The organism is Streptomyces sp. cmx-18-6, assembly GCF_046548915.1.
Taxonomy (GTDB): domain Bacteria; phylum Actinomycetota; class Actinomycetes; order Streptomycetales; family Streptomycetaceae; genus Streptomyces.
On the sequence record NZ_JAEBEP010000001.1, the window covers coordinates 1,042,279 to 1,067,707 of the forward strand.

A 25,429-nucleotide genomic window follows, 5' to 3' on the forward strand; every position below is an offset into this window, starting at 1 on the left:
TGGATCACTGCGCGCCTCCCTCGTGCGGGTGGGGCTGCCGCTGTACGCCGCCGGCTCCGGGCTCGGCCTGGTGCGGGATGCGCGGCTCGTCCTGGGCGGCGGTCGCCCGGGAGGCGGCCTGGGACGCCGCCTGGGTGGCGGCCTGGGTGGCGGTCGCCGCCTCCGCGCTCGCCTCGCGGGCCGCCACGACGTCCGCGACCGCGTCGAGGACGCCCCGGTAGCCGGAGCAGCGGCAGAGGTTGCCGCAGAGGGCCTGGCGGGTCTCCAGCTCGCTGGGGGCGTGGTTGCCCTCCAGCAGGTCGTGGACGGTCATCGCCATGCCGGGGATGCAGAAGCCGCACTGGACGGCCCCGCAGGCGGACAGGGCGCGCTGGACGTCGGAGGGTTCGCCGTCGACGGCCAGCCCCTCGACCGTACGGACCTCGCTGCCGGCGGCGGTGGCTGCGGGCACCAGGCAGGAGGCGACCAGACGGCCGTCGACCTGGACGTTGCACGCCCCGCACTCGCCCTGCGAGCAGCCGTCCTTGGCCCCGGCGAGGCCGAGGCGCTCGCGGAGCACGTAGAGCAGGGACTCCCCGATCCAGGCGTCGGAGACCGGGCGGTCCACGCCGTTGACGTGCAGGAGGTAGGAGGCGGAGGGGTGTTCGCTGGGTACGTCGGCGGGGGCGGCTGCCGGGTCGTGCGCGGGATCGTGAGCGGGGTCGTGGGCCGGGTCCGGTTCGGGTTCCGCTTCGGGGGCGGGGCCGGTCTCGGAGCCGGGGGCGGATTCGGGCGCGGGTCCGGAGGCGAGGGGCGGTTCCGGGGCGGCTCCGGGGGCCGTTTCCGGGGTGTCCTCGTGCCGGGGCTCGGCCGCGTGCTCCGTCGCGGAGGCGTGGGCCGGGTCCTGCTCCGGGTCGGCCGGGGCTTCCGCTTCCGGTTCCGGCCGGGGCTGCTCCGCCGCTTCCGGTCCGTCTCCGGGGGCCGGGTGGGCGGCCTCGGGCTCGTCGGCGACGGGGTGGGCCTGGGGGTGCGCTTCGGGACGGGCCCCGGGATACGCCTCCGGGTGCGCTTCGGGGCGGGCCCCGGGATACGCCTCCGGGTGCGCTTCGGGATACGCCTCCGGGTGCGCCGAGACGTCCGCCGCGTGCTCCTCGTCCGGCCCGGGAAGCACGTGCGCCGGGGACTCCTCGGGCCGCGGCTGCGTGGCCCAGGGCGCGGGGGCCCCGCCCGGCAGCGTCGCCGGGCGCGTGTCGTCCGCGTACCACGCCTGCGACCCCTGCGAGAGGTCGGCCGGGCCCTGCGCGGGGTCCGCGTGCTGCGCGGGGTCCGCGGCTTCGGGGGTCGCCGTGTCGCCGCCGATGGCCTCGGCGAAGTTCCACTGGGCCGTGGTGTGCGTGGTCCGTGTGTGGTCCTCGTACGGCGAGGTGGCCGGAACGTCCTGGTACGGCTGGGCGTACGAGGCGTCCTGATACGGCTGGGCGTACCCGCCCTGCTGGTTCGGGTCCGGCCAGTGCACCGCGCCCGGGGCCGCCTCCTCCTCGCGCCGCTCGGCCCGCGCCTGCTGGCTCTGCGTCTGCACCACCCAGCTGCCCGTCGCCGCCGGGTCCAGACCGGCCGCCGGGGTCAGCGGCAGGATCATCGGGGGTACGTAGCCCTGGCCGGGGGCGGCCAGCGGGTCGCCCGCCAGGTCCTCGGGCGGGAGCTGGACGAACGCGGTGGCGTCCGCGTCGTACTCACCGCTCTGCGGCGTCGGCTGCCAGGCCCCGTACTGCGGGTCGGGGCCGCCGGAGTGCCCCTGCTGGTCGTGCCGCCCCTGCTGGTCGGGCGTTTCCTCATTGCTCACGACAGTGCCCTCCCCAGTGCGCGTCGGGCGAGCGCGGCGACGGTGCGCCGCAGGTGGAGAACGGCCGGGGACAGCGGCGGGGCCTGCGATCCGTCGGCCGGCGGTGCGTGGTCCGGGATGCAGGCGGCGGCGACGTACTCGCCGAAGGCGGCCAGCGCGTCCGGGGCCAGGCCCCGCGCGCCGTCCCAGTCGATCAGCGAGGCGATCCAGCGCTCCGCCTCCAGCGGGCGCAGCGGCATCGGGGCGATCGCGCCGACCGCGCAGCGCACCCCGCGCCGGGCCGGGTCCAGCACGATGGCGACCGACGCGGTGGCCCGGCCGGGGCCGGTGCGTCCGGTGGCCTTCAGGAACACCTGCGGGGCGTGCAGCAGCGGTACGCGGACGAAGCCGATCAGCTCGGCGGGGCCCAGCAGCTCGCGCCCGGCCAGCAGATGCGACACGGGGATCTCGCGGCGCGCGCCGCCGGGTCCCGCGATGACGAGGTCGGCCTCCAGCGCGGCCAGCACCGGCAGGGCGTCGCCGGTGGGCGCGGAGGTGGCGATGTTGCCGCCGAGGGTCCCGGCGTTGCGGATCTGGGGCGGGCCCGCGGCGCGTGCGGACGCGGCGAGGGCGGGGATGAGGGCGGCGAAGTCGGGCCGCCCCGTGCGGGCGTGGGTGAGTCCGGCCCCGAGCAGGGCGTGGCCGTCCTGGTAGTGCCAGCCGCGCAGCTCGCTGATCCGGCCGAGGCCGACCAGTCCCGAGGGGCGCAGGAGGCCCTTGTTCACGGCCGCCATCAGGTCCGTTCCCCCCGCCACGGGGACGGCGGCGGGCATGGCTTCCAGCGCCGCCACGGCCTCGTCGAGCGAGGCCGGCAGCGTCACCGACTGCATCGCCTGCGGTGCGTGCGTGGTCAACCCAGCTGCCCCTTCCCGGTCTCCCGGCTGGTCCGCCTGTTCCGCCGTACGGTACGTGCTCACAGCCCGGACGTGGCAACTCTGGCACATCTTCCGATCGGACCGGCGCGAGGGTCCGCGAAGGATGGATCCGTCCCTGACCTGGGGGAAGATCCGATTTCACACCTCTTCCGCAGAGAGGGTGAATTGGCACTCTTCAGCGATGCTTGTACGACTTATTACGTTCGTTCCGCGGCCTGTTGCGTCGGCGCCGCGGCCGGCCGGGCTCTCCCGGTGTGCGGGGGCGGGCGCCCGCCCCCGCACACCGGGTTCCGGGGGTTCACACCACCGGCGGCGCTCCTTCGAGCGGGCGGCCGAGGACGCCGGGCCGCCGCTGCCACGGCTGCGGGCCGCCCGGCCGGCGGTAGTCGACGCCGAGGGCGTCGAGGCGGGCGTAATGGTCCGTCATGCGCTCCTCGAAACCGGCGAAGTCCCGGTCGGCCGGGGCCGGCAGGGGCGTCCAGGCGACCTCCGCGAGGGCGGCGAGGCGCGGGAAGACCTGGTAGTCGACGCGGGCCCGGTTCTGCATGACCTCGGTCCACACGTTGCCCTGGGTGCCGAGGACGTGCCGGGCGGCCTCGGCGGACAGGCCCGGCGGCACGGGTTCGAAGCGGTAGACGTCCTCCAGGGTGCGGACGTACCCGATGGGCATCGGCTCGTCGGGGCCGCCGTCCTGACGGTGGTCCAGATACACCTGCTGCTCGGGGCACATCACCACGTCGTGCCCGGCCTCGGCGGCCGCGATGCCGCCCGCGTAACCACGCCAGGAGGAGACCGCCGCGCCTTCGGGGAGGCCGCCCTCCAGGATCTCGTCCCAGCCGATGAGGCGGCGGCCGCGTGCGGTGAGCCAGGTGTCGAAGTGCCGGATGAACCAGGACTGGAGCTCGTCCTCGTCCTTCAGGCCGAGTTCGGCGATCCGGGCCTGGGCGGCCGGGGACTCCTTCCACTGGTCCTTGAGGCACTCGTCGCCGCCCACGTGGATGAACGGCGAGGTCGCGGCGGGGAAGAGGTCCAGCAGTTCTTCGAAGACGCCCTCGAAGAAGCGCAGGGTGTCGTCAGTGGGGGCGAGTACGTTCGGGTTGATGCCCCAGGTGTCCCAGACGGAGAGGGTGGTGGTGTCGATGACGTCGGTGTTGCCCAGTTCGGGGTAGGCGCTGATGGCGGCCTGCGAGTGGCCCGGGATGTCGATCTCGGGGACCACGCGGATATGCCGTTCGGCGGCGTAGGCGACGATCTCGCGGATGTCGTCCTGGGTGTAGAAGCCGCCGTGCGGGGTCTCGTCCCAGAGTTCGGACGCCCGGTGCCCGTATTTCGTACGGGAGCGCCAGGCCCCGGCCTCGGTCAGGCGCGGGTGGCGCTTGATCTCGACGCGCCAGCCCTGGTCGTCGGTCAGGTGGAAGTGGAAGACGTTCAGTTTGTGGGCGGCGAGGAGGTCCAGGTAGCGCAGGACGTCGTCCTTGGGCAGGAAGTGCCGGGAGACGTCGAGCATCAGGCCGCGCCAGGAGAAGCGGGGTTCGTCCTCGACGGCGACCGCCGGGACGTCCCAGGTGCGCTCCGGTGCGACGGGCGCGCGCCGGAAGGCGTCCGGGCCCAGGAGCTGACGGAAGGTCTGCGTCCCCCAGAACAGGCCGGCGGCGCTGCCCCCGACGATGCGCACGGCCTCGGCTTCGACGACCAGGCGGTACGCCTCGGGGGCCAGGGCCGCGTCGAGCGACAGCTCCACGCGGGAGCCGGCCGTGCCGTCCGGGAGCGGCAGCCCGGTGGCCGCGCCGACCGTGGCGCGCAGCCGGCGGGCGACGCCCTCGGCGCCCGGCGCGGCGCTGAGCACGGTCGCCCCGTCCAGCCGGAACGGCTCCGCTCCCGGCGGCCCCCAGGCCAGGGCGCGGGGCGCGGGGACCAGGCCGGGGGCCGTCTCGCCGCGGGAGGTGTCCGGGTCGGCGTCCTTGGATGTCATTGACGTCAGTCCTTTACCGCTCCGCCCAGTCCGGAGACCAGGCGTCGCTGTACGAGTACGAAGAAGACGAGGACGGGAATGGTCATCACCGTCGAGGCTGCCATGATCCCGCCCCAGTCGTTCTCGTCCGGCTTGAAGAAGACCAGCAGCGCCATCGGCAGCGTCGACTGGGAGGTGTCGCTGATGATGAAGGACTTCGCGAACAGGAAGTCGTTCCAGGTGGTGATGAAGGAGAAGACGCTGGTCGCCACGAGCCCCGGGAAGACCAGCGGGAAGAGGATCTGCCACAGGAAGCGGGTGCGGCTGGCCCCGTCGATGTAGGCGGCCTCCTCCAGGGCTTCGGGGACGGCCCTGACGAAGCCGCGCAGCATCCAGATGGCGAACGGCAGCGAGAAGGCGAGGTGCGGCAGGATCAGCGAGCCGAGCGTGTTGAGCTGGCCGAAGTCCCGCATCAGGAAGAACAGCGGGATGGTCAGCGCCTCCACCGGCACCATCTGCGCGACCAGGAACATGATCAGCAGGGTGGTGCGGAACCTGAAGCGGAAGCGGGTCACGGCGGTGGCGGCCAGGAAGGCGATCAGCGCGGAGGCGATGACGACCGTGCCCGCCACCAGCAGGCTGTTGAGGAAGTAGCGGCCGAAGTCCTGCTGTTCGAAGACCCGGCGGAACGAGTCGAGCGAGGGGGCGAGCGTCCAGGGTCGGGGGGTGGTGGACTGGATCTCGCCGGCCGGTTTGAAGGCGGAGAGCACCATCCAGTAGAGGGGGAAGGCGACCGCCACGGCGATCAGCAGGGCGGCGGCCTCGGCGGCCAGCCTGCCGGGCCGCTTGACCCGGGGCAGCTTGATCACGCTCACAGTTCCTCCCCCTGGCGGCGTACCAGGCGCAGATAGACCAGGGTGACGGCCAGCAGGATCACCAGCATCACGACGCCGATCGCGGAGCCGAGGCTGTACTGCGAGGACGCGAACGCCTTCTGGTACGCGTACACGTTGAGCACCAGGTTCTGCCCGGCGATGCCGCCGCCGTTGGTCATGACGTAGATCTGGGTGAAGACCTTGAAGTCCCAGATGATCGACTGGATGGTGACGACGATCAGGATGGGCTTGAGCATCGGCGCCATGATGGTCCGCCAGATCCGCCACTGGGACGCGCCGTCCAGCGAGGCGGCCTCCAGCACTTCGGTGGGGATGGCCCGGATGCCCGCGTACACGGTGACCATGACGAACGGGAACGAGCACCACAGCACTTCGAGGAGTACGAGCGCGAAGGCGCTGTAGCGGCCGTACGTCCAGGAGAAGTCGCCGAGCCCCAGCACCTTGTTGACCGGTCCGAAGTCGGGGTCGAAGAGGAAGACCCAGACCGTGGAGCCGGTGATCGCGGGGGTGGCCCACGCGCCGAGCGCGGCCATCATCAGCGCGAGCCGGGGCAGGGCGCGGATGCGGGTGAGCAGGACGGCCAGCGCGCAGCCGACGAACAGGGTGGAGACGACGCAGGCCGCGGCGAACAGGACGGTGGCGAGGAGGACCTGCCAGAACTGGCTGTCGTTGAAGAGGGCGGCGTAGTTGTCGAAGCCCTTGAAGGTGGTGGGTTCGCCGCCGCTGACCTGGGCCTGGGTGTACTCCAGGAACGAGATCAGGCCGAGCTGGTAGATCGGGTAGACGAGCAGCCCGGCGAGCAGGACGAGGGCGGGCAGGAGGTAGAGCCAGGGGGTCCAGCCGGAGTGGCCCCTGGGGGACACGGAGCGGCCGCGCCGGGGCGGGCGGCCGGCGGGGGCGCCGGCGCCCGCCGCGGACGCGCCCGCGGCCGGGGCCTTGAGCGGGGTGGTGTGCGTGGTCATGGTCAGCCCGCGTCGGCGAACGCCGCGTCCATCTTCTTCGCGGCGTCGTCCGATGCCTTCGCCACGTCCTTACGGCCGGAGACGATCTCCTGGAGCATCGTCGGCAGGACGAGGGAGGCGTCGATCTGGCCCCAGGCGGGCGACGCGGGGACGAACTTGGCGCCCGCGCCGAGGGTCTGGACGAACGGGGCGACGAAGGGCTGCTTCTTGGCGGCGTTGTCCAGGACGTCGGTGTAGGTGGGCAGGAAGCCCATCGCGTCGAACATCTTGGCCTGGGTCTGCTTGCCGGTGAGCGACTTCATCAGGTCGACGGCGAGGGTGCGGTGCGAACTGCTCTTGAGCACGCCGATGTTGTTGCCGCCCGCGAAGGCGGGGGCGATGGAGTTCTTGGCGACGCCGGGCAGCGGGACGACCGCGTACTTGCCCTTGACCGAGCCCGCCTCGACGGCCGCGTGGCTGAAGTCGCCGCCGATGGCCATGGCGGCCTTGCCGGAGGCGAAGGCGGTCACGGTGGCGTTGCCGCCCATGGAGGCGCACTTGGCGGCCGGACAGTTGTCGTCGCCGAAGAGGGAGGTGTACGCCTCGATGCCCTTGCGGGACTTCTCGCTGTTGATGGCCGACTTGTACGCACCGCCGCTCTCGCCCGCGATCTCGCCGCCGTGGGACCAGATGAAGGGCATCGCCCCGTAGGTGTACGCGCCGCCGACCGCGAGGCCGTACAGATCCGGCTTCGCCTTGTGGATCTTCTTGGCGGTGGAGATCAGCTCGGCCTGGGACGCGGGGGGCTCGATGCCGAGGTCCTTGAAGACGTCGGTGCGGTAGTAGAGGGCCCGGACGCCGACGAAGAAGGGCGCGCCGTAGACCTTGTCGCCCACGGTGACGGACTGCTTGGCGATCGGGTCGGTGTCCCGGGCCTCGTCCCAGTCGCCGAACTCCCCGGTCACGTCCGCGAGTCCACCGTCCTTGACGTATCCGGCGGTGTCGCTGTTGCCGTACTCGATGAGGTCGGGGGCGCTCTTGGGGTCGTTGAACGCGGCCTTGATGCGCTGGGCGCGGGTGTCGACGGGTATGTACTCGACCTCGACCTTCGCGCCCTCATGGCTCTTCTCGAACGCGGCGACGGCCTCGTCGACGACCTTCTCCTTGGGCTTGTTGCCGACCTCCTGGAAGAGCCAGACACGGAGAGTCCCGCTCTTCTCGTCACCCTTCGCACTGGTGTCGGAGGTCTGCGGCGCACAGGCGGTGGCGGTGAGGCCCGCCAGCACAAGTGCCGCGACGGGGGCGGCAATTCGGGCAGAAAGCTTCATCCGGGAACCCCTACCGGTCAATCGTTGCATCATGTGCAACGTGCGTTTCGTTCTGCACAACTGGCAGGAGAGTAAGCCCCGGTTCCGGTGCCGACAAGTGGTCTCCACCACTCCGTGACCCGGTGACGCAGCCCGTGCAACGCGCGCACCCGGCCACCCTCCGTGACCGGCATCGCCCAGGGCGCGGAGGGCCGGACAGGGGACGCGCGGAAGACCGAGCGGAAGGCCGCCGCCGGGGAAACGCGAAGGCCCCCGGCACGCGCGGTGATGCGCGCGTGCCGGGGGCCTTCGGCCCAGGGGGACGGCAGGAGAGGGGGCCCGGGGGCCGGGTGGGGCGCGGGCCCTACTTCTTGCCCTTGTCCTTGCCGCCGCCCTTGCCCTTGTCCTTGTCGCCGCCGGCGCCCATGGACTCGTAGATCTCCTTGCACATGGGACAGACCGGGTACTTCTTGGGGTCGCGCCCCGGCACCCAGACCTTGCCGCACAGCGCGACCACGGGAGTGCCCTCCAGGGCGCTCGCCATGATCTTGTCCTTCTGGACGTAATGGGCGTAGCGCTCGTGGTCGCCGTCGCCCCTCGACACCTGCGGCGTCGGCTCTACGAGGGTCCCCGTACCTGCCCCGCGATCGGGCTCAAGAGTGCTCATAACCGCCAAGGGTACAGAGCGTCCGGGACAGGGTGCGGGCCTTCAGTTGAGCGAGGGGTCGTCCGGGTACGTGGCGATCATCGCCAGCTCGCTGCGCTGGCGGCGCAGCACCGCACGCCAGAGGTGCTCGGGGCGCGGGGACGAGACGTCTCCGGGCTCGGACTCGACCACGTACCAGGCCCCCTCGCCGAGTTCGCCCTCCAGTTGACCCGGGCCCCAGCCCGCGTACCCGGCGAAGATCCGCAGCGATCCCAGGGCCGGGCCGAGCAGCTCCGGCGGGGTCTCCAGATCGACCAGGCCGATCGCCCCGTGGACCCGCCGCCAGCCGAGGGGGCCGTGGTCGCCGGGGATCACCGCGACCCCGAGCGCCGAGTCGAGCGAGACCGGGCCGCCCTGGAAGACGACGTCCGGTTCGCCCGTGAGGCCGGCCCAGGACCCGAGGATGTCGGCGACGCCCACCGGGGTCGGCCGGTTGAGGACCACGCCGAGGGAGCCCTCCTCGTCGTGGTCGAGGAGGAGCACCACCGCGCGGTCGAAATTCGGGTCCGCGAGGGCGGGTGCGGCCACGAGCAGTCGCCCTGTGAGCGAGGACACCTCCGTCATGGCGGAAATGATCCCGCATCTTCGCCCTCCGCGGGGGCCGAGTGGCCGTGACGGCCGCCTCACGGGAGCGAGCGCAGCTCAGGGCGCACGGAGGCACGGGGAGCGCACCGCGCGGCGGGGTCCGGTGGGCCATCCGGACGGTGACCCTCCGCAAGATCGGGTGCGCGGAGGGTGTTGCAGCGGATTCATGACGTTCGTACACCCCCCTTCGCCTTACGGAAGGGGGGTAGGAGGCCATTACCCTTTTCGTTGGCCCCCTGCCCGACCACTCCGGAACGCGAGATACATGACCGGCACAGACGATGTCCTGCTTGTCCACGGCGGCACCCCGCTGGAGGGCGAGATCCGCGTCCGAGGCGCCAAGAACCTGGTGCCGAAGGCAATGGTCGCAGCCCTGCTCGGCAGCGGGCCCAGCCGACTCCGCAATGTTCCCGACATCCGTGACGTACGGGTGGTCCGGGGGCTCCTCCAGCTGCACGGCGTCACCGTCCGCCCCGGCGACGAGCCGGGCGAACTGATCCTCGACCCCTCGCACGTCGAGTCGGCGAACGTCGCTGACATCGATGCCCACGCGGGGTCGTCGCGGATCCCGATCCTGTTCTGCGGCCCGCTGCTGCACCGCCTCGGCCACGCCTTCATCCCGGGCCTGGGCGGCTGCGACATCGGCGGCCGGCCGATCGACTTCCACTTCGAGGTGCTGCGCCAGTTCGGCGCGACCATCGAGAAGCGGGCGGACGGCCAGTACCTGGAGGCCCCGCAGCGACTGCGCGGCACCAAGATCCGGCTGCCGTACCCCTCGGTGGGCTCCACCGAACAGGTGCTCCTCACCGCCGTCCTCGCCGAGGGCGTCACCGAGCTGTCCAACGCGGCCGTCGAGCCGGAGATCGAGGACCTCATCTGCGTACTGCAGAAGATGGGCGCGATCATCTCCATGGACACCGACCGGACCATCCGGATCACCGGTGTCGACAAGCTCGACGGATACACCCACCGGGCGATCCCGGACCGCCTGGAGGCGGCCTCCTGGGCGTCGGCGGCGCTGGCGACCGAGGGCAACATCTACGTGCGCGGCGCGCAGCAGCGCTCCATGATGACCTTCCTGAACACCTTCCGCCGGGTCGGCGGGGCCTTCGAGATCGACGACGAGGGCATCCGCTTCTGGCACCCGGGCGGCGCGCTCAACGCCATCGCGCTGGAGACGGACGTGCACCCCGGCTTCCAGACCGACTGGCAGCAGCCGCTGGTGGTGGCGCTGACGCAGGCGTCGGGGCTGTCCATCGTCCACGAGACGGTGTACGAGTCGCGGCTCGGCTTCACCTCCGCGCTCAACCAGATGGGTGCGCACATCCAGCTGTACCGCGAGTGCCTGGGCGGCTCCGACTGCCGTTTCGGCCAGCGCAACTTCCTGCACTCGGCGGTCGTCTCGGGACCGACGAAGCTCCAGGGCGCGGATCTGGTCATTCCGGACCTGCGCGGCGGTTTCTCGTACCTGATCGCGGCGCTGGCGGCCCAGGGGACCTCCCGGGTGCACGGCATCGACCTGATCAACCGGGGTTACGAGAACTTCATGGAGAAGCTGGAGAAGCTCGGCGCGAAGGTGGAGCTGCCGGGCGGTTCACTCGTCTGACCGCACAGTGCTGCCGCACACAGCACTGCGCGCCCGGTGCCCCGGTCCCCTCTCAGGGGGCCGGGGCACCGGCTTTTCCGGCTTCGGAGAGGCCGCCTGCCCGGGCCGTGGGGCGCGGCGCGCTCGATCGGGTGGGGCTGCTGGGCCGTGTACGGGCCCCGCAACGCCCTGGACAGGGTCCTCAAGGGCGCGCGGACGCATCCCTGGGCCCCGGGCCGGGGCGGAGTCGCCGCCGGGCTCAGTACGGGCCGAAGAGGCCGCCGGCGGGGATGACGCCCAGCGCTGCGAGCGGCCCCGCCAGCCCGACGGCCGCCAGCGCCGTGGCCATGGCGAGGGACAGCAGGCATACGAGGACGCCGAAGGCCAGCGTTCCGGCGGTCCGGCGGCCGGCCTGGGCCGTCTGCCCGGCATCCGCCGGATCGTAGAGGACCTCCACCCGCCGCGCGGTCTCGTAGACGTCCGTCAGACGGTGGGTCCGCCCGTCGAGGTCGGTGTACTCGTAGGTTCCGGCGTACAGCCTGCGCCCCTCGACGAGGACGCCGCGGGTGCGGAGCCGCCACGCCTCCCGGACCATCTCCAGGCCCCCGCTCACGCCGTGGCGGAGCGGAACCGCCACGCAGCCGAGCAACCAGCACGCCAGTGCCGCGTACCACGCGTACGCGCCGAGAAGGGCGGTCACCAGCATCGCCGCGGCTGCCAGCAGGTAGAGCGACACCGACAGACGCACAGCCGTGCGTCGCCGGCCGGAGCCCGCCGGGCCCGCGTCCGCTTCGGTGGTTGGTACGGCGTCCGAGACCATGGGGGCAGAGTAGGGGATGCCCGGCGGAAGCCATCGGCCGGCCGGGCGGACGGAACGGTTCCGGGACCGCCCCGCCCCCCTTGCGGGGCGCATGTGCCCCTGGCATGCGCGAGGGCGGCCACTCCCGGTCGGGAGTGGCCGCCCTCATTTGCGCCTTGAGGGGCTGGACAGCCCCTGGGGCCTTACTTGCCCTTGGCGGCTTCCTTGAGCTTCGAGCCCGCGGAGACCTTCACGCTGTAGCCGGCGGGGATGTTGATCGGGTCGCCGGTCTGCGGGTTGCGAGCGGTGCGAGCGGCACGGTGGGTGCGCTCGAAGGTCAGGAAGCCGGGGATGGTGACCTTCTCGTCACCCTTGGCGACGATCTCACCGACGGTCTCGGCGAGCGCGGCCAGCACGGCGTCGGCGTCCTTGCGAGTCACCTCGGCGCGGTCGGCCAGGGCGGCCACCAGCTCACTGCGGTTCATGTTGTTACTCCCGTGTTCTTCTTGCCTGTGAGGCGTGAGATCGAAGCCGATGCTGCCAGGGCCCTCTGACAGTCCCCGGACCCGGGTCTGATGTCAGACCCTCGCGCCCGATTACGCATCCTGCCCCCACCTGCGGCGGGAAAGCCAATCCGGAACCCTTCAGGGTCAACGAAAAGCGCCACTGTCTGCTCGTGGTGACGTTCCGTCGGCTTCCCTTAGCGGTCCGCAGCGGATGCCGGGCCCGTGGGGCCCACTGCCCGCCCACCCTAAAGGGGCGTTTGGGGCGCCGCGACCCGCGACGCGCCGTACGGCACGGCGGGTGCGGCCCGGGGTGTTTCGCGCGTACCCCTTGAGGGCGGCGCGAAACGGGGGCGTGGGCCCCGTGGGGTCAGACGGTGGCGGAGGGGGCCGCCCCGGTGCCCGCGGCGGCCTTGGCGGCGGCGCGGACGGCTCCGGCGACGGCTCCGGCGACCTTGTCGTTGAAGACCGAGGGGATGATGTAGTTCGCGTTGACCTCGTCCTCGGCGACCACGTCGGCCAGCGCCCCGGCGGCGGCGAGCATCATCTCCGTGTTGACGGTGCGGGACTGGGCGTCCAGCAGACCGCGGAAGACGCCCGGGAAGACCAGCACGTTGTTGATCTGGTTGGGGAAGTCGGAGCGGCCGGTGGCCACGACCGCCGCGGTCTCGCGGGCGATCGCCGGGTCGACCTCGGGGTCCGGGTTCGCGAGCGCGAACACGATCGCGCCGTCCGCCATCGCCGCGACGTCGTCGCCGTTCAGCACGTTCGGGGCGGAGACGCCGATGAAGACGTCCGCGCCGACGACGGCCTCCTTGAGGGTGCCGGTGATGTTCTCGGGGTTGGTGTTGTCGGCGATCCAGCAGAGCGGGGAGTCGGGGGCGGCGGCGACCAGGTCCTCGCGCCCGCTGTGCACCACTCCGTGGATGTCGGCGACGACGGCGTGCTTGACGCCGGCGGCGATCAGGAGCTTCAGGATGGCCGTGCCGGCGGCTCCGGCGCCGGACATGACGACCCGTACGTCGCCGATGTTTTTGCCCACCACGCGCAGGGCGTTGGTCAGCGAGGCCAGGACGACGATGGCGGTGCCGTGCTGGTCGTCGTGGAAGACGGGGATGTCGAGGGCCTCGCGGAGCCGGGCCTCGATCTCGAAGCAGCGGGGGGCGGAGATGTCCTCCAGGTTGATGCCCGCGAAGCCGGGGGCGATCGCCTTGACGATCTCGACGATGGCGTCGGTGTCCTGGGTGTCCAGGCAGATCGGCCAGGCGTCGATGCCCGCGAAGCGCTTGAAGAGGGCCGCCTTGCCCTCCATGACGGGCAGCGCGGCCATCGGGCCGATGTTGCCGAGGCCGAGCACCGCGGAGCCGTCCGTCACGACTGCGACGGAGTTGCGCTTGATGGTGAGGCGGCGCGCGTCCTCGGGGTTCTCGGCGATCGCCATGCAGACCCGGGCGACGCCGGGGGTGTAGATCATCGAGAGGTCATCGCGGTTGCGGATGGGGTGCTTGGACGCCATCTCGATCTTGCCGCCGAGGTGCATCAGGAACGTACGGTCGGAGACCTTGCCCAGCACGACGCCGTCGATGTCGCGCAGACCCTCGACGATCTCGTCCGCGTGCGAGGTGGAGGAGGCCGCGATCGTGACGTCGATCCGCAGCTTCTCGTGGCCGGACGCGGTGACGTCGAGGCCGGTGACCGAACCCCCGGAGGACTCGACGGCCGTGGTGAGCTGGGAGACCGCGGTGCCGCTCGCGGGCACCTCCAGCCTGACCGTCATCGAGTACGAGACGCTGGGCGCCGTTGCCATGGCCGAGTCCTTCGCTTTCCTTAAGCTTCATTGCCGCGCGGCCGGAAACCTTCGTACCGGACACGCTTTCCGATCGTCGCACCTACCGGCTGGTAGCCGGTAATGAGTGCCGTCTTTCGGAAAGTAGTTTCCACCATACGAGAAGTCACCCGTTCGGCGGAACCCCCAACGGGCCCCACGAACGAAAGACGGCCCCCCGCGAACGAAAACAGACCCGCGCCACCATCAGGTGACACGGGTCTGTCTTCTTCACTTGGATGGCACCGACCCGCCATGCTCGCCTCGCGGCAAGTGGTCGCTCGAAGCGACGAAGGTTGGGCCCGGGGGCTTGGATCGAGCCGGTGCCAGTACCACGGTAACAAAGACCCCGGAGAAGTGATTCCCGTGCGACGGGTTGACTCGGAAAACCTGTTCCGACCACCCGATCGGCACCTGTTCCGGGGCCCGCGGTCAGTCCCTCAGCAGGTCCGGCACCCCGTCCGCGTCCGGCACGTCCCGCTCCCCCGACACCACCGTGAGCTGCTGCGTGGCCCGGGTCAGCGCCACGTACAGCACCCGCAGCCCCGCCGGGGACTCGTCCGCGATCTCCGCGGGCGAGACGACCACCGTGGCGTCGTACTCCAGGCCCTTCGCCTCCAGGCTGCCCAGCGCCACCACCCGCTCCCCCAGCTCCGCGAGCCACTCGCGGGCCTGGGCGCGCCGGTTCATCGCCACGACCACGCCGACCGTGCCGTCCACCTCCGCCAGCAGCCGCCGCGCCTCCTCGCGGACCGTGCCGGCCAGGTCGGTGCCCGCCACCGGCACGAAGCGCGGCACCACCCCGGTCGAGCGCACCGCGGACGGGGACTCCATGCCGGGCATGGCGAGCGCCAGCACCTTGGCGGCCAGCTCCGCGATCTCGGCCGGGTTGCGGTAGTTCACGGTGAGGGTGAAGCGGCGGCGCGGCCGGGAGCCGAGCGCCTCGTCCCGCGCGGCCGCCGCCTCGTCCGGGTCGGACCAGGAGGACTGCGCCGGGTCGCCCACGATCGTCCAGGTCGCGTGGCGGCCCCGGCGGCCCACCATCCGCCACTGCATGGGCGTCAGGTCCTGCGCCTCGTCGACGATGACGTGCGCGTACTCCGTGCGCTCGGCCGCGAGCCGCTCGGCCCGCTCCCACTGGGTCTCCTCGCGCTGCGGCATCAGCTCCTCCAGGCCGGAGAGCTGGTCCAGCGGGTCCATCTCGCGCTTGCGCTTCGGCCGCACCACCGTGCCCAGCAGCGCCTGGAGCTCGTCCAGGAGCGCCACGTCGTGGACGGAGAGCGGACCGCCGCCGTCCGCGTCCAGCCGCTTCAGGGAACGGGCCAGGCGGCGCGCCTCGCCCTGGTTGAGGATGCGCCGGGACCAGCGGGCCAGCCGTCTGTCGTCGGCCATCGCGGCCAGCACCCGGCGCGGGGTGAGCTCGGGCCACCAGGCGTTCAGGAACTCCAGGAACGGCGTCTCGGTGGAGACGTCCTCGTCGAAGGACGAGCGCAGCTCCGCCGCCAGCTGCGGGTCGGTGTACCGGCCGCGCCCCGAGGACTTGCTCCACAGGGCGTCCAGCAGCAGCTTGCGGGCGCGCGGGCGCAGCAGGTTGACAGGGGCGGTGCCGCTGAGGACGTTGTTCCGGATGCGCTGGAGCTCGTCGGCCTCCAGCTCGACGCGGGCTCCGAAGGCGACGACCCGCAGCCGGGTCGGGGTCGTGGCCGTCGTGCCGTCCGCCGGCTCCTCGCCGAAGGAGAGCTGGCCCTCCCCGCTCCTCGGCGTCTCCAGGGCTCCCCGGGCCGCCTTGCGCAGCACGTGGAGCATCCGGGAGGAGCCCTTGATCCGGGCCACGGCCGGTTCGTCGTAGGCAGTGGCCCCCGCGACGCCCGCCGCCTCCTCGGACAGCGAGCCGACCGCGCGGATCGCGACCTGGCCCTCCTCGCCGAGCGAGGGCAGCACCCCTTCGGTGTACGCGACCAGGAGCGGGGTCGGGGAGACGACGAGGATGCCGCCCGCGTACCGCCGCCGGTCCTGGTAGAGGAGGTACGCGGCCCGGTGCAGGGCCACCGCCGTCTTTCCGGTGCCGGGGCCGCCGGTGACCTCGGTGACGGAGGCGGCGGGGGCCCGGATCACCAGGTCCTGTTCGGCCTGGATGGAAGCCACGATGTCCCGCATGGTGTGGCTGCGGGCCTGGCCGAGCGCCGCCATCAGGGCCCCGTCGCCGATCACCGGCAGCTTCTCGCCGTCCAGACGCGCCGTCAGCTCCGGGCGCATGAGGTCGTCCTCCACCCCGAGGACCTTGCGGCCCTTGGAGCGGATGACCCGGCGGCGCACGACGCGGCCCGGCTCCTTGGGGGTCGAGCGGTAGAACGGGGCGGCGGCCGGGGCCCGCCAGTCGATCACCAGCGGCGCGTAGTCGGAGTCCAGGACCCCGATCCGGCCGATGTGCAGCGTCTCCGCGATGTCGGCGGTGGCGTCCTCCCGTACGGCGTCGTCGGCCGGCTCGACGGAGGTGAACGCGCCGTCCGGGCCGCGCTCCCCGTCCTTGCCGAGCAGCAGATCGATCCGCCCGAAGAGGAAGTCCTCGAACTCGCTGTTCAGCCGGTTGAGGTGGACGCCCGCCCGGAAGACCTGGGCGTCCCGTTCGGCGAGGGCGCCGGGCGTGCCGACCTGCCCGCGTTTGACGGCGTCGTGCATGAGAAATTCCGCCTCGTCGATCTTCTCTTCGAGACGGTGGTAAACGCGGTCCAGATGATCCTGTTCGACACCGATTTCCCGGTCCCGCAGCGAATCGACAGCGGCATCCTGCGCGGCCACCGAGGCCCCCTTCTGACGTGCATCGGGCAGCCGTCAACCCTATGCGAAGGGGGGCCCGCGCGCACCTGCCGTCCGCGTCGCGAGTGTTGCGATTGCGCGTCGGAACGCGTACGGGGGCCACGGGCCCGAGCGGCCGGGTCCGCTCAGGCGCCGATCTCCACCAGCCGCTCCCCGTCGAAGGTCCGCACCTCGAAGCGGTCGATGTCCTCGCGGGCCATCGCCGCGCCCCCGTGCACGTACAGCGGGTTCTTCGCGGAGGCGTGCGTCGAGTCCTCGACGCCGTACCCCCACTTCGGGACCGACCAGGAGGTGACGACCTCCTCATCGCCGGTCTTGGACACCGCGATCAGGGTGCACTTCTGCGGTCCCTTGACGTTCTTCAGCTCCAGGACCGTGTGGGTGCCCCAGGCTTTCTCCTCCATGCCGACCGTCGCGCCGACCCGGGTGGTCGGGTCGGTCGCCGTCACCTTCTCCGTCATGTGCTGGAAGAAGGCGTCCTCGGCGGGGCTGGTGGGATGCGGGTCGCCGACCGCGACGGACCGGCCGCCGCCGTCGCCCGCCGTGACCGCGACGGCGGCGACCGGGCCGCCGACGATCAGGGCGGCGGCCGCGGCGATCAGATACCGGCTGCGCCTGCTGCGCCGGTGCCGCCGGTGCGCGACCTCGTCCATCAGCCCGCCGAGCACCCGGGGCGCGGGCCGCTCGGGAACGTGCGGTACGGGACGGGCCGCGGGCGCGTCGGCCGGCGCCTCGGCCAGCATCGCGAGCATGGGCTCCATCCCGGCGAACTCGTCGAGATGCGCGGCGCACCGGGCGCAGCCCGCGAGATGGGCCTCGAAGGCGCTCGCCTGCGCGTCATCCAGGACGCCCAGCACGTAGGCGGCGGCCGCGTCGTGCTCGGACCCTTCGGGCTCCCCGCCGAACACCGGCTCGGGCCCGGTGGGGCCGGAGGGGGATGCGAGGTACGAGGGAGGCACGGGGTACGAGGGGTGCAAGGGGCCCGAGGCGTACGGGGGTCGGCCCGGGCCCGAGGGGTGGGCGGGACCGCTCGGGTACGAGGGGTCTGAGGGACCGGTGGGCATACGGGGTCCGGGCGGCCGGGGCCCGAACGGCTGCCACTGCTGGTCGCTCATGCCGTGATCCCCCTCTCTTCCAGTGCGAGCTTCATCGAACGGAGTGCGTAGAAGACCCGGGACCGCACGGTCCCGCTGGGGATGCCGAGCGCTTCGGCCGCCTCATTGACCGTACGTCCTTTGAAGTAGGTCTCGACCAATGCTTCCCGGTGCGCGGGGGTCAAATCGTCGAGCGCGTCCGAGAGCGTCATCAGCCACAGCGCCTTGTCGATCTCGTCCTCCGCGGGAATGACCTCCAGCGGCGACGGATCGACCTCGCGCGGCCGGGCCTGCCGGCTGCGGTGGCCGTCGATGACGATGCGCCGGGCGACCGTCACCAGCCAGGGGCGGACGGAGCCGGTGGCCCGGTTGAGCCGGCCGGCGTTCTTCCAGGCACGGATGAGCGTCTCCTGCACCACGTCCTCGGCCCGCTGGCGGTCGCCCGCCACGAGCCGGAGCACGTACGCGAGCAGCGGCCCGGCGTGTTCGCGGTAGAGCGCCCGCATCAGCTCCTCGTCGGGTATCCCGGCCGGGGGCGTGGGCGGCTCACTGCGATGTCGAGCCCTGTGCGGACGGTCATCGGCCACGGCCGCATCCTTGCGCACCCGAACCTCCTGGTCGAGACCTCTGAATGGAGCTCTTGGACCATGGGTACGGGGGCGGGCCCCCGATCATTCAACGCCGGGCGGAATTTCTTCCGTCGGGGCTCCTCCGGCCGCCGCTCCAGGTCCGGCGACGGCCGCCGCGCGCCCGGCCACGGGCCCCGTCCCGGCCGCCGCTCCCGGCCCCGCTCCGGCCGCCCGCCGCCGGTGCCGGGCGACCCGTTCGCGGTTGCCGCAGACCTCGCCGGAGCACCACCGCCGCCGCCCGCCGCGCGAGGTGTCCAGGTACAGCCGGTGGCACGCCCCGCCCTCGCAGCGGCGCAGCGCGGCCCGCGCCGCCGGGTCGGTGAGCAGGTCCACCGCGTCCCGCGCCACGACGGCGAGGAGCCCCGCGCAGTCGGGTTCGGCGCTCAGGGTCCGTACCAGCGCACCGCCCTCGCCCCGCACCGCGCGGGGGCCGGGCGGGGCCGCCGCGGCAAGGGAGTTGACCCGGTCCAGGGCACTTCCGTCATCGGGGAGCCCGAGTTGGGGGCATGTCACCTCAACCACTTTCGCGCACAAGGCGAGTTGAGCCGACATCAGCCGGTCGACGTCCGCCCGCAGTTCCCGGAACCGGGTCAGCCAGCCGGCGTCCAGCGCGCTCAGCACCGTGCCCGGCGGGACGAGCCGGGCGGCGGTCAGCCAGTCGGCGAGCCGCCGGGGGCCGTCGAGCTGTTCCCGGGCGCGGGGCGTCCCGCCCGCGGGCCCGGTGGCCACCAGGTCCAGGCAGATCCGGCCGGAGTCGAACCGCCACACGTACGCGTGCCTGCCCGCCGCCATGCGCCTGCCACCGCCTCGGGGTCGCCGACCGGATTCGCCACCCCCAGAGTGCCCGCGCCCGGGCCCGCCCGTAACCCCTGCCGCTCGCCGAACGGCTCACCGCCCGTACGGAGTGTCCCCCGCCGGGTCCAGCGACAGCCGGTAGCCGCGCTTGACGACGGTCTGGATCAGCCGGGGCGCGCCCAGCGCGGCGCGCAGCCGGGCCATCGCCGTCTCCACCGCGTGCTCGTCGCTGCCGCTGCCGGGCAGGGCCCGCAGCAGGTCGGCGCGGGCCACCACCCAGCCGGGGCGGCGGGCCAGGGTGTGCAGGAGGGCCATGCCCGCGGGCGGCACCGCGCGCAGCTCGGCGTCCACGAGCACGGCGTGGCCCCGGATCTCGACGCGGTGACCGGCGATGGGCAGCACCCGCGCGGTGGTGGGGAGTTGGGCGCAGACGAGCTGGACGAGGGGGCCGAGGCGGAAGCGTTCGGGCTGGACGGTGGGGATGGACCGGGCCTGGAGCGGGAGGGCGGTGACCGGTCCGACGCAGGCGGCCAGGACGTCGTCGCGCAGTGCGCCCAGGATCTCCGGGAGGAGCCCGCGGGTCTCGGCGCGGCCCAGGAACGAGGCGGCGGCGGGGGCGCTGGTGAAGGTGACGGCGTCCAGGGCCCGGGCGGCGGTGGCGTCGAGCATCCGGTCGAGCGGGGCGATGTCCTGCGGGGGCATCCAGCGGTAGACGGGCACCCCGACGACCTCGGCGCCCGCCGCCTGGAGGGACTCGATGAAGCCGGGGAGCGGTTCGCCGTGGAGCTGGAGGGCGATGCGGCGGCCCTCGACGCCTTCGCCCAGGAGCCGTTCGAGGACCTCGGCCATCGATTCGGACCCGGGCGACCAGGTCTCGGTGAGCCCGGCGGCCCGGACCGCGCCCTTCACCTTGGGCCCCCGGGCGAGGAGTTCGACGCCGCGCAGCCGCTCCAGGAGCGCGTCGCCGATGCCCCAGCCGTCCGCCGCCTCCACCCAGCCCCGGAAGCCGATCGCGGTGGTGGCGACCGCCACGTCGGGGGCGTGGTCGATCAACTCCTTGGTCGCGGCGAGGAGTTCGCTGTCGTCGGCGAGCGGCACGATCCGCAGGGCGGGGGCGTGCTGGACGGCCGCGCCGCGCCGCTTGAGGAGGGTGGCGAGTTCGTCGGCGCGGCGGGCGGCGGTCACCCCGACCGTGAAGCCCGCGAGGGGGCCGTGCGTCGTGTCGTCGTCCTGCATGGCGTGTTCCCCGGCTCCCGTGGTCCCGATGGTCCCGCTGGTACGCGATGGTGCGCGGTCCCCCGGTGCGCGATGTGCGGAGGCCCGAGACTGCCAACGGCGCGTGACAGGCTCGGTTCCCCCGTATTTCCCGGCCGTTACGTCGCCCGTGGCCCGGGGGGCCTCTCCCTCACACCTCTGCGTAACCGATCTGCGCCTTCGCGGGCACGGCCGCGGGGCGGCGAAGGTATACCGCCCAGGTGAGCGCGGAGCACACCCCGTAGAAGGCGAGGAAGGACCAGAAGGCGGCGGTCCCGGTGCCGGAGGTCTGGAAGGACTGGCGGAAGGCGAGGTTGATCGCGAGGCCGCCGAGCGCGCCGACCGCCCCGATGAACCCCATGGCGGCCCCGGAGAGCCGCCGGCCGTGGGCGGCCGCCGCTTCGCCGTCGAGGCCCTTCTCCAGCGCCTGGGCGTGGAAGATGCCGGGGATCATCTTGTACGTCGATCCGTTGCCGAGCCCGGTCAGGACGAACAGGGCCGTGAAGCCGGCGAGGAAGACGGGCAGGGACGCGGTGGCGGAGGCGTGGATGACGACCCCGGTGGCGGCGGCCATCGCGGCGAAGGCGGCCAGCGTGATCCGCGCGCCGCCGTGCCGGTCGGCGAGCCGGCCTCCGAGCGGGCGGATCAGGGAGCCCAGCAGCGGGCCGACGAAGGTGAGCGAGGCGGCCTGGAGCGGGGTGCGGCCGAACTGGGTCTGGAGCACCAGGCCGAAGGCGAAGCTGTAGCCGATGAACGAGCCGAAGGTGCCGATGTAGAGCACCGCCATGATCCAGGTGTGCCGGTCGCGGGCGGCCTCCAGCGCGGCCCCGGTGTCGTTGCGCACGGGCCGCAGGTTGTCCATGTACAGGGCGGCGCAGACGGCGGCCACCACGATCAGCGGGATGTAGACGCCGAGCACGAGCCGGGGGTGGGCCGCGCCCAGCGTGCCGATGACCAGGAGGCCGACGAGTTGGACGACGGGGACGCCGATGTTGCCGCCGCCCGCGTTGAGGCCGAGCGCCCACCCTTTCTCGCGGAGCGGGAAGAAGGCGTTGATGTTGGTCATCGAGGAGGCGAAGTTGCCGCCGCCGATCCCGGTGAGCGCGGCGACCGCCACGAACGTGCCGTACGAGGTCCCCGGCTGCATCACCCAGAACGCGGCCAGCGTCGGGGCCAGCAGGCTCACCGCGCTGAAGATCGTCCAGTTGCGTCCGCCGAACCGGGCGACGGCGAACGTGTACGGCACCCGCACCAGCGCGCCGACCAGGGTGGCGGTGGAGATCAGGAAGAACTTCCCGGCCGGGTCGACGCCGTACTCCGGTCCCATGAACAGGACCATCACCGACCACAGGGTCCAGATCGAGAACCCGATGTGCTCACAGAGCACGGAGAACCACAGGTTGCGGCGGGCGACGCGCTCGCCCCGCTCCCGCCAGAAGGTCTCGTCCTCGGGGTCCCACGTTTCGATCCAACGGCCTGCCACGACGCGCCTCCACAGGGTCCGGGTGGGTGCCCGACGCCATGGCCGGGGTCCTGTCCGCCGACGCTAGGGAGCGCGCGTTTCGGTGCGGTGCCGTGAGGTGACCGCTGGGGAACCTTGCTCTCACCGGGCCCCTCCCGGCCCGGTGAGATGCGGCTCAGCGCGGGCGGCGGCCCTGGGGCGCGCCGTTCGGCCACAGCCTCGGCCGGCGTTTGGCGGCGACGTCCTCCACCCAGCCCACGCACACGATGACCAGCCCGATCAGCGGCCAGACGACCAGGGTCATGAGCAGGGTGTACGTGGCCTCCAGGGCCGATCCCAGGTGCGCGTCCACGAACGGGATCTTCCAGAGCAGGTCGATGACGGGGATCGTCCCGAGGATCACCAGGTTGTGCCAGAGGTAGATCGTCACGGCCCGGTTGTTGGCCAGCGTGACCAGGCGGTCGAACCGGGCCAGCCTGCCGGGCAGTTCCTGCCAGGACGGGGCGTACTGGAGCAGGATCACGCAGAAGCCGAGGGACCAGGCCGCCTGGGCCGGCGGGATGTCGTTGAGGTCCCAGCCGTCCGCGGTGAGGTGGCCCGAGGCCCACCAGAGCCCGAAGCCCATGACGATGGAGGCCAGCGAGACGGTGAGGTAGCGCGGGACCTCCTTGAACAGGCCGTCGTGGTGGGCGAAGCCGAGGACCCAGCAGGAGCCGAACACCGCGAAGTCGCTCAGCGCGTTGCCGGTCTCCCCGGGGATCGTCACCAGGCCGCTGCCGATCACGGCGGTCAGGCCGAGCGGGGCGAGCAGCGTCGCCCAGGGCAGCTTGCGGAAGGCCCGCAGCAGCAGGGGCGAGGCGAGGACGAACCAGAGGTAGGCGCGGATGTACCAGAGCGGGCCCGCCGCCTGCACGGCCCAGGTGTCCTCCAGCAGACCTGCCTGGTCACCGCTGGACCAGGGGTAGGGGGGCGCGCCGACCGGGAAGACGTACCAGGCCAGCTTGACGAACCACCACAGGCCCTCCTCCTTCACCGGCTGCCAGCCCAGCGCGAACATCACCGGCACGATGGCCAGCGCGAACGCCCACATGGGCGGCAGCAGACGGCGGATGCGGCCGCGGATGACGCCCCAGGCGGGGCGGGTCAGCGAGCGGGCCATCAGCGAACCGGCCAGGGCGAACATCACGCCCATGGAGGGGAAGAGGATGGTCAGCCAGGCCCAGCCGAAGATGTGGTAGATCACCACGCGGACCAGGGCGACGGCCCGGAGCAGGTCGAGATAGCGGTCCCGGCCGGGCTTCCCCGCCGCGGCAGGGGCCCCGAAGGGGCCGGTCGCGGGCGTTCCGGACGGCGTTCCGGCGGGCACGGTGGCGGCGCTCATCCGACGGGCCTCCTCTCGGGTGCGGCATCGGCGGCCCGGCGCGGCGCGGACACGCCGCCGGGGGCCTCCACGACGCCGGTGCGGCGCAGCTTCTGCCAGCGCAGCCGGCCGCCGGTGAGGGCGGTGATCCAGGACTGGAGCAGCACGACGTACATGAGCTGCCGGTACAGGATCTGCTGGAGCGGCAGCGAGATCAGGTGGACCATCCGCTCCTTGTCCAGCCGGAAGGCGTACGCGGCGCAGACCGCCTGCACCACCAGCACCCCGAACCACGCGGCGACGGTCTTGCCGGTCGGGCCGAAGACCAGCCCGTACAGCAGGAACACGTCGATCAGGGGGGCCAGCAGCGGGGCGACGACCATGAAGAGGGAGACGAACGGCAGCCCGACCCGCCCGAAGCGGCCCGAGGGCCCGCGCTCGATGACCGAGCGGCGGTGCTTCCAGATGGCCTGCATGGTGCCGTACGACCACCGGTAGCGCTGCGACCAGAGCTGCTGCACGGACTCCGGGGCCTCGGTCCAGGCGCGGGCGTTCTCCGCGTAGACCACGCGCCAGCCGTCCCGGTGCAGGGCCATCGTGACGTCGGTGTCCTCGGCGAGGGTGTCCTCGCTCATGCCGCCGACCCGCTCCAGGGCCTCGCGGCGGAACGCCCCGACCGCGCCGGGGATGGTGGGCATGCAGCCGAGGACGTCGTACATCCGGCGGTCCAGGTTGAAGCCCATCACGTACTCGATGTGCTGCCAGGCGCCGATGAGCGAGTCGCGGTTGCCGACCTTGGCGTTGCCCGCGACGGCCCCGACCCGGGGGTCGGCGAAGGGCTGCACCAGTTCGCGGACGGTGGCCGGTTCGAACACGGTGTCGCCGTCCATCATCACGACGATGTCGTAACGGGCGTGCCGGATGCCGTTGTTGAGGGCGGCCGGCTTGCCCGCGTTCCGCTGGCGCACCACGCGTACGCCCGGCAGCCGCATCGCCTCCACGAGGTCGGCGGTGCCGTCCGTCGAGCCGTCGTCGATGACGATGATCTCGATGGGGTGCTCGCTGACGGCCAGCGAGCGGACGGTCGCCTCGATGCACTCGCGTTCGTTGTACGCGGGCACGAGGACGGAGACCGGGCGGGTGAGGGTTTCGCCCCAGCTGAAGTCCCTGCGCCGGACCTTGCGGGCGTGCAGGAAGGAGAGCAGCAGCATCAGGCCGAACCGGGCCAGGACCAGGACGCCGATGGCGGCGAGGCCGACCACCAGGACGCTGGTGACCCGCTCGGAGACGCTGACGGCGGAGACGAACGCCTTGCCCTTCCAGAGCGCGAAGCCGGTGACCGGGGTGTGGGCGCTGGGGGCGTCGAGCGCGGTGGTGAGCCGGGTGAAGGTGTAGCCCTTGCCCTGGAGGTCCGGCAGCAGGGTGTCCAGCGCGGCCACGGTCTGCGAGCGGTCGCCGCCGGAGTCGTGCATCAGGACGATGGCGCCCTTGTGGCCCTCGGGGGTGGCGCGTTCGACGATGGCGGCGACGCCGGGGCGCTTCCAGTCCTCGCTGTCGGTGTTGTTGACGACGGTGAGGTAGCCGCGGCTGCCTATGTACCGGGTGACCGGCCACGACTTGTCGTCCATGGCGGCCGAGAAGGAGGAGTACGGCGGCCGGAACAGCGAGGTGCGCACCCCGGCCGCGCCCGCCAGCGCCAGCTGGTTCTGGGAGAGCTCCCAGTCGATGCGGTCGTGGGACTGGTAGGAGAGGTCCGGGTGGTTGAAGGTGTGCAGGCCGATCTCGTGGCCCTCCTCCACCATCCGCCGGACCAGGTCCGGGTGGCGGGCGGCCATGGTGCCGGTGACGAAGAAGACGCCGTGGGCGTCGTACTCCTTCAGCTTGTCCAGCACCTTCGGGGTCCAGATGGGGTCGGGCCCGTCGTCGAAGGTGAGCACGAGCCGGCGGTCGGGGATGCTCAGGGTCTTCACGTCGGCGGAGCGGGCGTCGATGACGGGCCCGCCGTCGAGGACCTTCTCCGGCACCCTGCTGGTGGACGCGGGCGGCTGGACCCGGTGGTCGGCGAGGATCTCGCTGTGCACGTAACCGCGCAGCATCAGCATGGCGAGCAGGGCGACCAGCAGCGTGGAGGGCAGGAGATAGCGCATGGGGAGCTTGCGCCGGCGGTTCCGCCTGCGCACGTTC

Annotated in this window: 20 protein-coding genes and 1 pseudogene; 2 read left to right on the top strand and 19 right to left on the bottom strand. The window is 72.5% G+C overall.

Annotation, left to right across the window (positions count from 1 at the left end):
• Positions 1–4: 4 nt before the first annotated feature.
• The 8 genes from ACLJPL_RS04675 to ACLJPL_RS04710 all read right to left on the bottom strand — a co-directional run bounded on the left by ACLJPL_RS04675 (position 5) and on the right by ACLJPL_RS04710 (position 9,101).
• Positions 5–1,822 carry a 2Fe-2S iron-sulfur cluster-binding protein gene (locus ACLJPL_RS04675; protein ID WP_411079349.1) on the bottom strand — a complete coding sequence of 606 codons (1,818 nt, stop codon included), beginning with the start codon at positions 1,820–1,822 and terminating at the stop codon, positions 5–7.
• The gene (locus ACLJPL_RS04680; RefSeq protein ID WP_411079350.1) at positions 1,819–2,715 is read right to left on the bottom strand and encodes an FAD binding domain-containing protein; all 897 of its coding nucleotides are present in this window, start codon (positions 2,713–2,715) and stop codon (positions 1,819–1,821) included. Before ACLJPL_RS04680 ends, ACLJPL_RS04675 begins: the two co-directional genes overlap by 4 nt.
• Positions 2,716–3,034: 319 nt before the next feature.
• Positions 3,035–4,708 (bottom strand): beta-N-acetylhexosaminidase, encoded by a 1,674-nt coding sequence (locus tag ACLJPL_RS04685; RefSeq protein WP_411079351.1) that lies wholly within the window; start codon positions 4,706–4,708, stop codon positions 3,035–3,037.
• Positions 4,709–4,713: 5 nt separating this feature from the next.
• A complete protein-coding gene (locus ACLJPL_RS04690; protein WP_411079467.1) occupies positions 4,714–5,556 on the bottom strand; it encodes a carbohydrate ABC transporter permease in 843 nt (280 codons plus the stop codon).
• Between the two features lie 2 nt (positions 5,557–5,558).
• Complete coding sequence (locus ACLJPL_RS04695) at positions 5,559–6,545, bottom strand: carbohydrate ABC transporter permease (protein WP_411079352.1); 987 nt, start codon at positions 6,543–6,545, stop codon at positions 5,559–5,561.
• A gap of 2 nt (positions 6,546–6,547) precedes the next feature.
• Positions 6,548–7,852 carry an extracellular solute-binding protein gene (locus ACLJPL_RS04700; protein ID WP_411079353.1) on the bottom strand — a complete coding sequence of 435 codons (1,305 nt, stop codon included), beginning with the start codon at positions 7,850–7,852 and terminating at the stop codon, positions 6,548–6,550.
• 343 nt (positions 7,853–8,195) lie between these two features.
• The gene (locus ACLJPL_RS04705; RefSeq protein ID WP_015608862.1) at positions 8,196–8,498 is read right to left on the bottom strand and encodes a DUF3039 domain-containing protein; all 303 of its coding nucleotides are present in this window, start codon (positions 8,496–8,498) and stop codon (positions 8,196–8,198) included.
• A gap of 42 nt (positions 8,499–8,540) precedes the next feature.
• Positions 8,541–9,101, bottom strand: a complete 561-nt coding sequence (locus ACLJPL_RS04710) for a YqgE/AlgH family protein (RefSeq protein ID WP_411079354.1) — start codon at positions 9,099–9,101, stop codon at positions 8,541–8,543.
• 286 nt (positions 9,102–9,387) lie between these two features.
• Between ACLJPL_RS04710 and murA the strand changes: the two genes are divergently transcribed.
• Positions 9,388–10,728, top strand: coding sequence for a UDP-N-acetylglucosamine 1-carboxyvinyltransferase (murA, locus tag ACLJPL_RS04715; protein ID WP_411079355.1), 1,341 nt, complete (start codon positions 9,388–9,390; stop codon positions 10,726–10,728).
• An 89-nt stretch (positions 10,729–10,817) separates the two neighbouring features.
• A pseudogene (locus tag ACLJPL_RS04720) lies at positions 10,818–10,932 on the top strand (DUF2000 domain-containing protein); the annotation flags it as partial.
• A gap of 34 nt (positions 10,933–10,966) precedes the next feature.
• Here ACLJPL_RS04720 and ACLJPL_RS04725 read toward each other — a convergent pair.
• The 11 genes from ACLJPL_RS04725 to ACLJPL_RS04775 form a co-directional block, all read right to left on the bottom strand.
• Positions 10,967–11,527: a hypothetical protein gene (locus tag ACLJPL_RS04725; protein WP_411079356.1), complete on the bottom strand. Its 561-nt coding sequence runs from the start codon at positions 11,525–11,527 to the stop codon at positions 10,967–10,969.
• A gap of 182 nt (positions 11,528–11,709) precedes the next feature.
• Positions 11,710–11,991 (bottom strand): HU family DNA-binding protein, encoded by a 282-nt coding sequence (locus tag ACLJPL_RS04730; RefSeq protein ID WP_003968811.1) that lies wholly within the window; start codon positions 11,989–11,991, stop codon positions 11,710–11,712.
• Between the two features lie 388 nt (positions 11,992–12,379).
• Positions 12,380–13,816: an NAD-dependent malic enzyme gene (locus tag ACLJPL_RS04735; protein ID WP_411079357.1), complete on the bottom strand. Its 1,437-nt coding sequence runs from the start codon at positions 13,814–13,816 to the stop codon at positions 12,380–12,382.
• A gap of 450 nt (positions 13,817–14,266) precedes the next feature.
• Positions 14,267–16,633 carry a HelD family protein gene (locus ACLJPL_RS04740; protein ID WP_411079358.1) on the bottom strand — a complete coding sequence of 789 codons (2,367 nt, stop codon included), beginning with the start codon at positions 16,631–16,633 and terminating at the stop codon, positions 14,267–14,269.
• A gap of 143 nt (positions 16,634–16,776) precedes the next feature.
• Complete coding sequence (locus ACLJPL_RS04745) at positions 16,777–17,766, bottom strand: zf-HC2 domain-containing protein (RefSeq protein WP_411079359.1); 990 nt, start codon at positions 17,764–17,766, stop codon at positions 16,777–16,779.
• A complete protein-coding gene (locus tag ACLJPL_RS04750; protein WP_411079360.1) occupies positions 17,763–18,350 on the bottom strand; it encodes a sigma-70 family RNA polymerase sigma factor in 588 nt (195 codons plus the stop codon). Before ACLJPL_RS04750 ends, ACLJPL_RS04745 begins: the two co-directional genes overlap by 4 nt.
• Positions 18,351–18,416: 66 nt before the next feature.
• Positions 18,417–19,166 carry a CGNR zinc finger domain-containing protein gene (locus ACLJPL_RS04755; protein WP_411079361.1) on the bottom strand — a complete coding sequence of 250 codons (750 nt, stop codon included), beginning with the start codon at positions 19,164–19,166 and terminating at the stop codon, positions 18,417–18,419.
• 96 nt (positions 19,167–19,262) lie between these two features.
• Positions 19,263–20,405, bottom strand: coding sequence for a uroporphyrinogen-III synthase (locus tag ACLJPL_RS04760; RefSeq protein ID WP_411079362.1), 1,143 nt, complete (start codon positions 20,403–20,405; stop codon positions 19,263–19,265).
• A gap of 169 nt (positions 20,406–20,574) precedes the next feature.
• Complete coding sequence (locus tag ACLJPL_RS04765; RefSeq protein WP_411079363.1) at positions 20,575–21,906, bottom strand: nitrate/nitrite transporter; 1,332 nt, start codon at positions 21,904–21,906, stop codon at positions 20,575–20,577.
• 154 nt (positions 21,907–22,060) lie between these two features.
• Positions 22,061–23,266 (bottom strand): acyltransferase family protein, encoded by a 1,206-nt coding sequence (locus ACLJPL_RS04770; protein WP_411079364.1) that lies wholly within the window; start codon positions 23,264–23,266, stop codon positions 22,061–22,063.
• Positions 23,263–25,392, bottom strand: coding sequence for a bifunctional polysaccharide deacetylase/glycosyltransferase family 2 protein (locus ACLJPL_RS04775; RefSeq protein ID WP_411079468.1), 2,130 nt, complete (start codon positions 25,390–25,392; stop codon positions 23,263–23,265). Before ACLJPL_RS04775 ends, ACLJPL_RS04770 begins: the two co-directional genes overlap by 4 nt.
• Positions 25,393–25,429 lie beyond the last annotated feature (37 nt).

What these genes read in the sequence shown, in the direction of transcription:
- ACLJPL_RS04685 (WP_411079351.1), bottom strand. Translation starts at nt 4,708, where the DNA reads ATGACATCCAAGGACGCCGACCCGGACACCTCCCGCGGCGAGACGGCC.
- ACLJPL_RS04695 (WP_411079352.1), bottom strand. Translation starts at nt 6,545, where the DNA reads ATGACCACGCACACCACCCCGCTCAAGGCCCCGGCCGCGGGCGCGTCC.
- ACLJPL_RS04700 (WP_411079353.1), bottom strand. Translation starts at nt 7,852, where the DNA reads ATGAAGCTTTCTGCCCGAATTGCCGCCCCCGTCGCGGCACTTGTGCTG.
- ACLJPL_RS04705 (WP_015608862.1), bottom strand. Translation starts at nt 8,498, where the DNA reads ATGAGCACTCTTGAGCCCGATCGCGGGGCAGGTACGGGGACCCTCGTA.
- ACLJPL_RS04710 (WP_411079354.1), bottom strand. Translation starts at nt 9,101, where the DNA reads ATGACGGAGGTGTCCTCGCTCACAGGGCGACTGCTCGTGGCCGCACCC.
- murA (WP_411079355.1), top strand. Translation starts at nt 9,388, where the DNA reads ATGACCGGCACAGACGATGTCCTGCTTGTCCACGGCGGCACCCCGCTG.
- ACLJPL_RS04725 (WP_411079356.1), bottom strand. Translation starts at nt 11,527, where the DNA reads ATGGTCTCGGACGCCGTACCAACCACCGAAGCGGACGCGGGCCCGGCG.
- ACLJPL_RS04730 (WP_003968811.1), bottom strand. Translation starts at nt 11,991, where the DNA reads ATGAACCGCAGTGAGCTGGTGGCCGCCCTGGCCGACCGCGCCGAGGTG.
- ACLJPL_RS04735 (WP_411079357.1), bottom strand. Translation starts at nt 13,816, where the DNA reads ATGGCAACGGCGCCCAGCGTCTCGTACTCGATGACGGTCAGGCTGGAG.
- ACLJPL_RS04745 (WP_411079359.1), bottom strand. Translation starts at nt 17,766, where the DNA reads ATGAGCGACCAGCAGTGGCAGCCGTTCGGGCCCCGGCCGCCCGGACCC.
- ACLJPL_RS04755 (WP_411079361.1), bottom strand. Translation starts at nt 19,166, where the DNA reads ATGGCGGCGGGCAGGCACGCGTACGTGTGGCGGTTCGACTCCGGCCGG.
- ACLJPL_RS04760 (WP_411079362.1), bottom strand. Translation starts at nt 20,405, where the DNA reads ATGCAGGACGACGACACGACGCACGGCCCCCTCGCGGGCTTCACGGTC.
- ACLJPL_RS04770 (WP_411079364.1), bottom strand. Translation starts at nt 23,266, where the DNA reads ATGAGCGCCGCCACCGTGCCCGCCGGAACGCCGTCCGGAACGCCCGCG.
- ACLJPL_RS04775 (WP_411079468.1), bottom strand. Translation starts at nt 25,392, where the DNA reads ATGCGCTATCTCCTGCCCTCCACGCTGCTGGTCGCCCTGCTCGCCATG.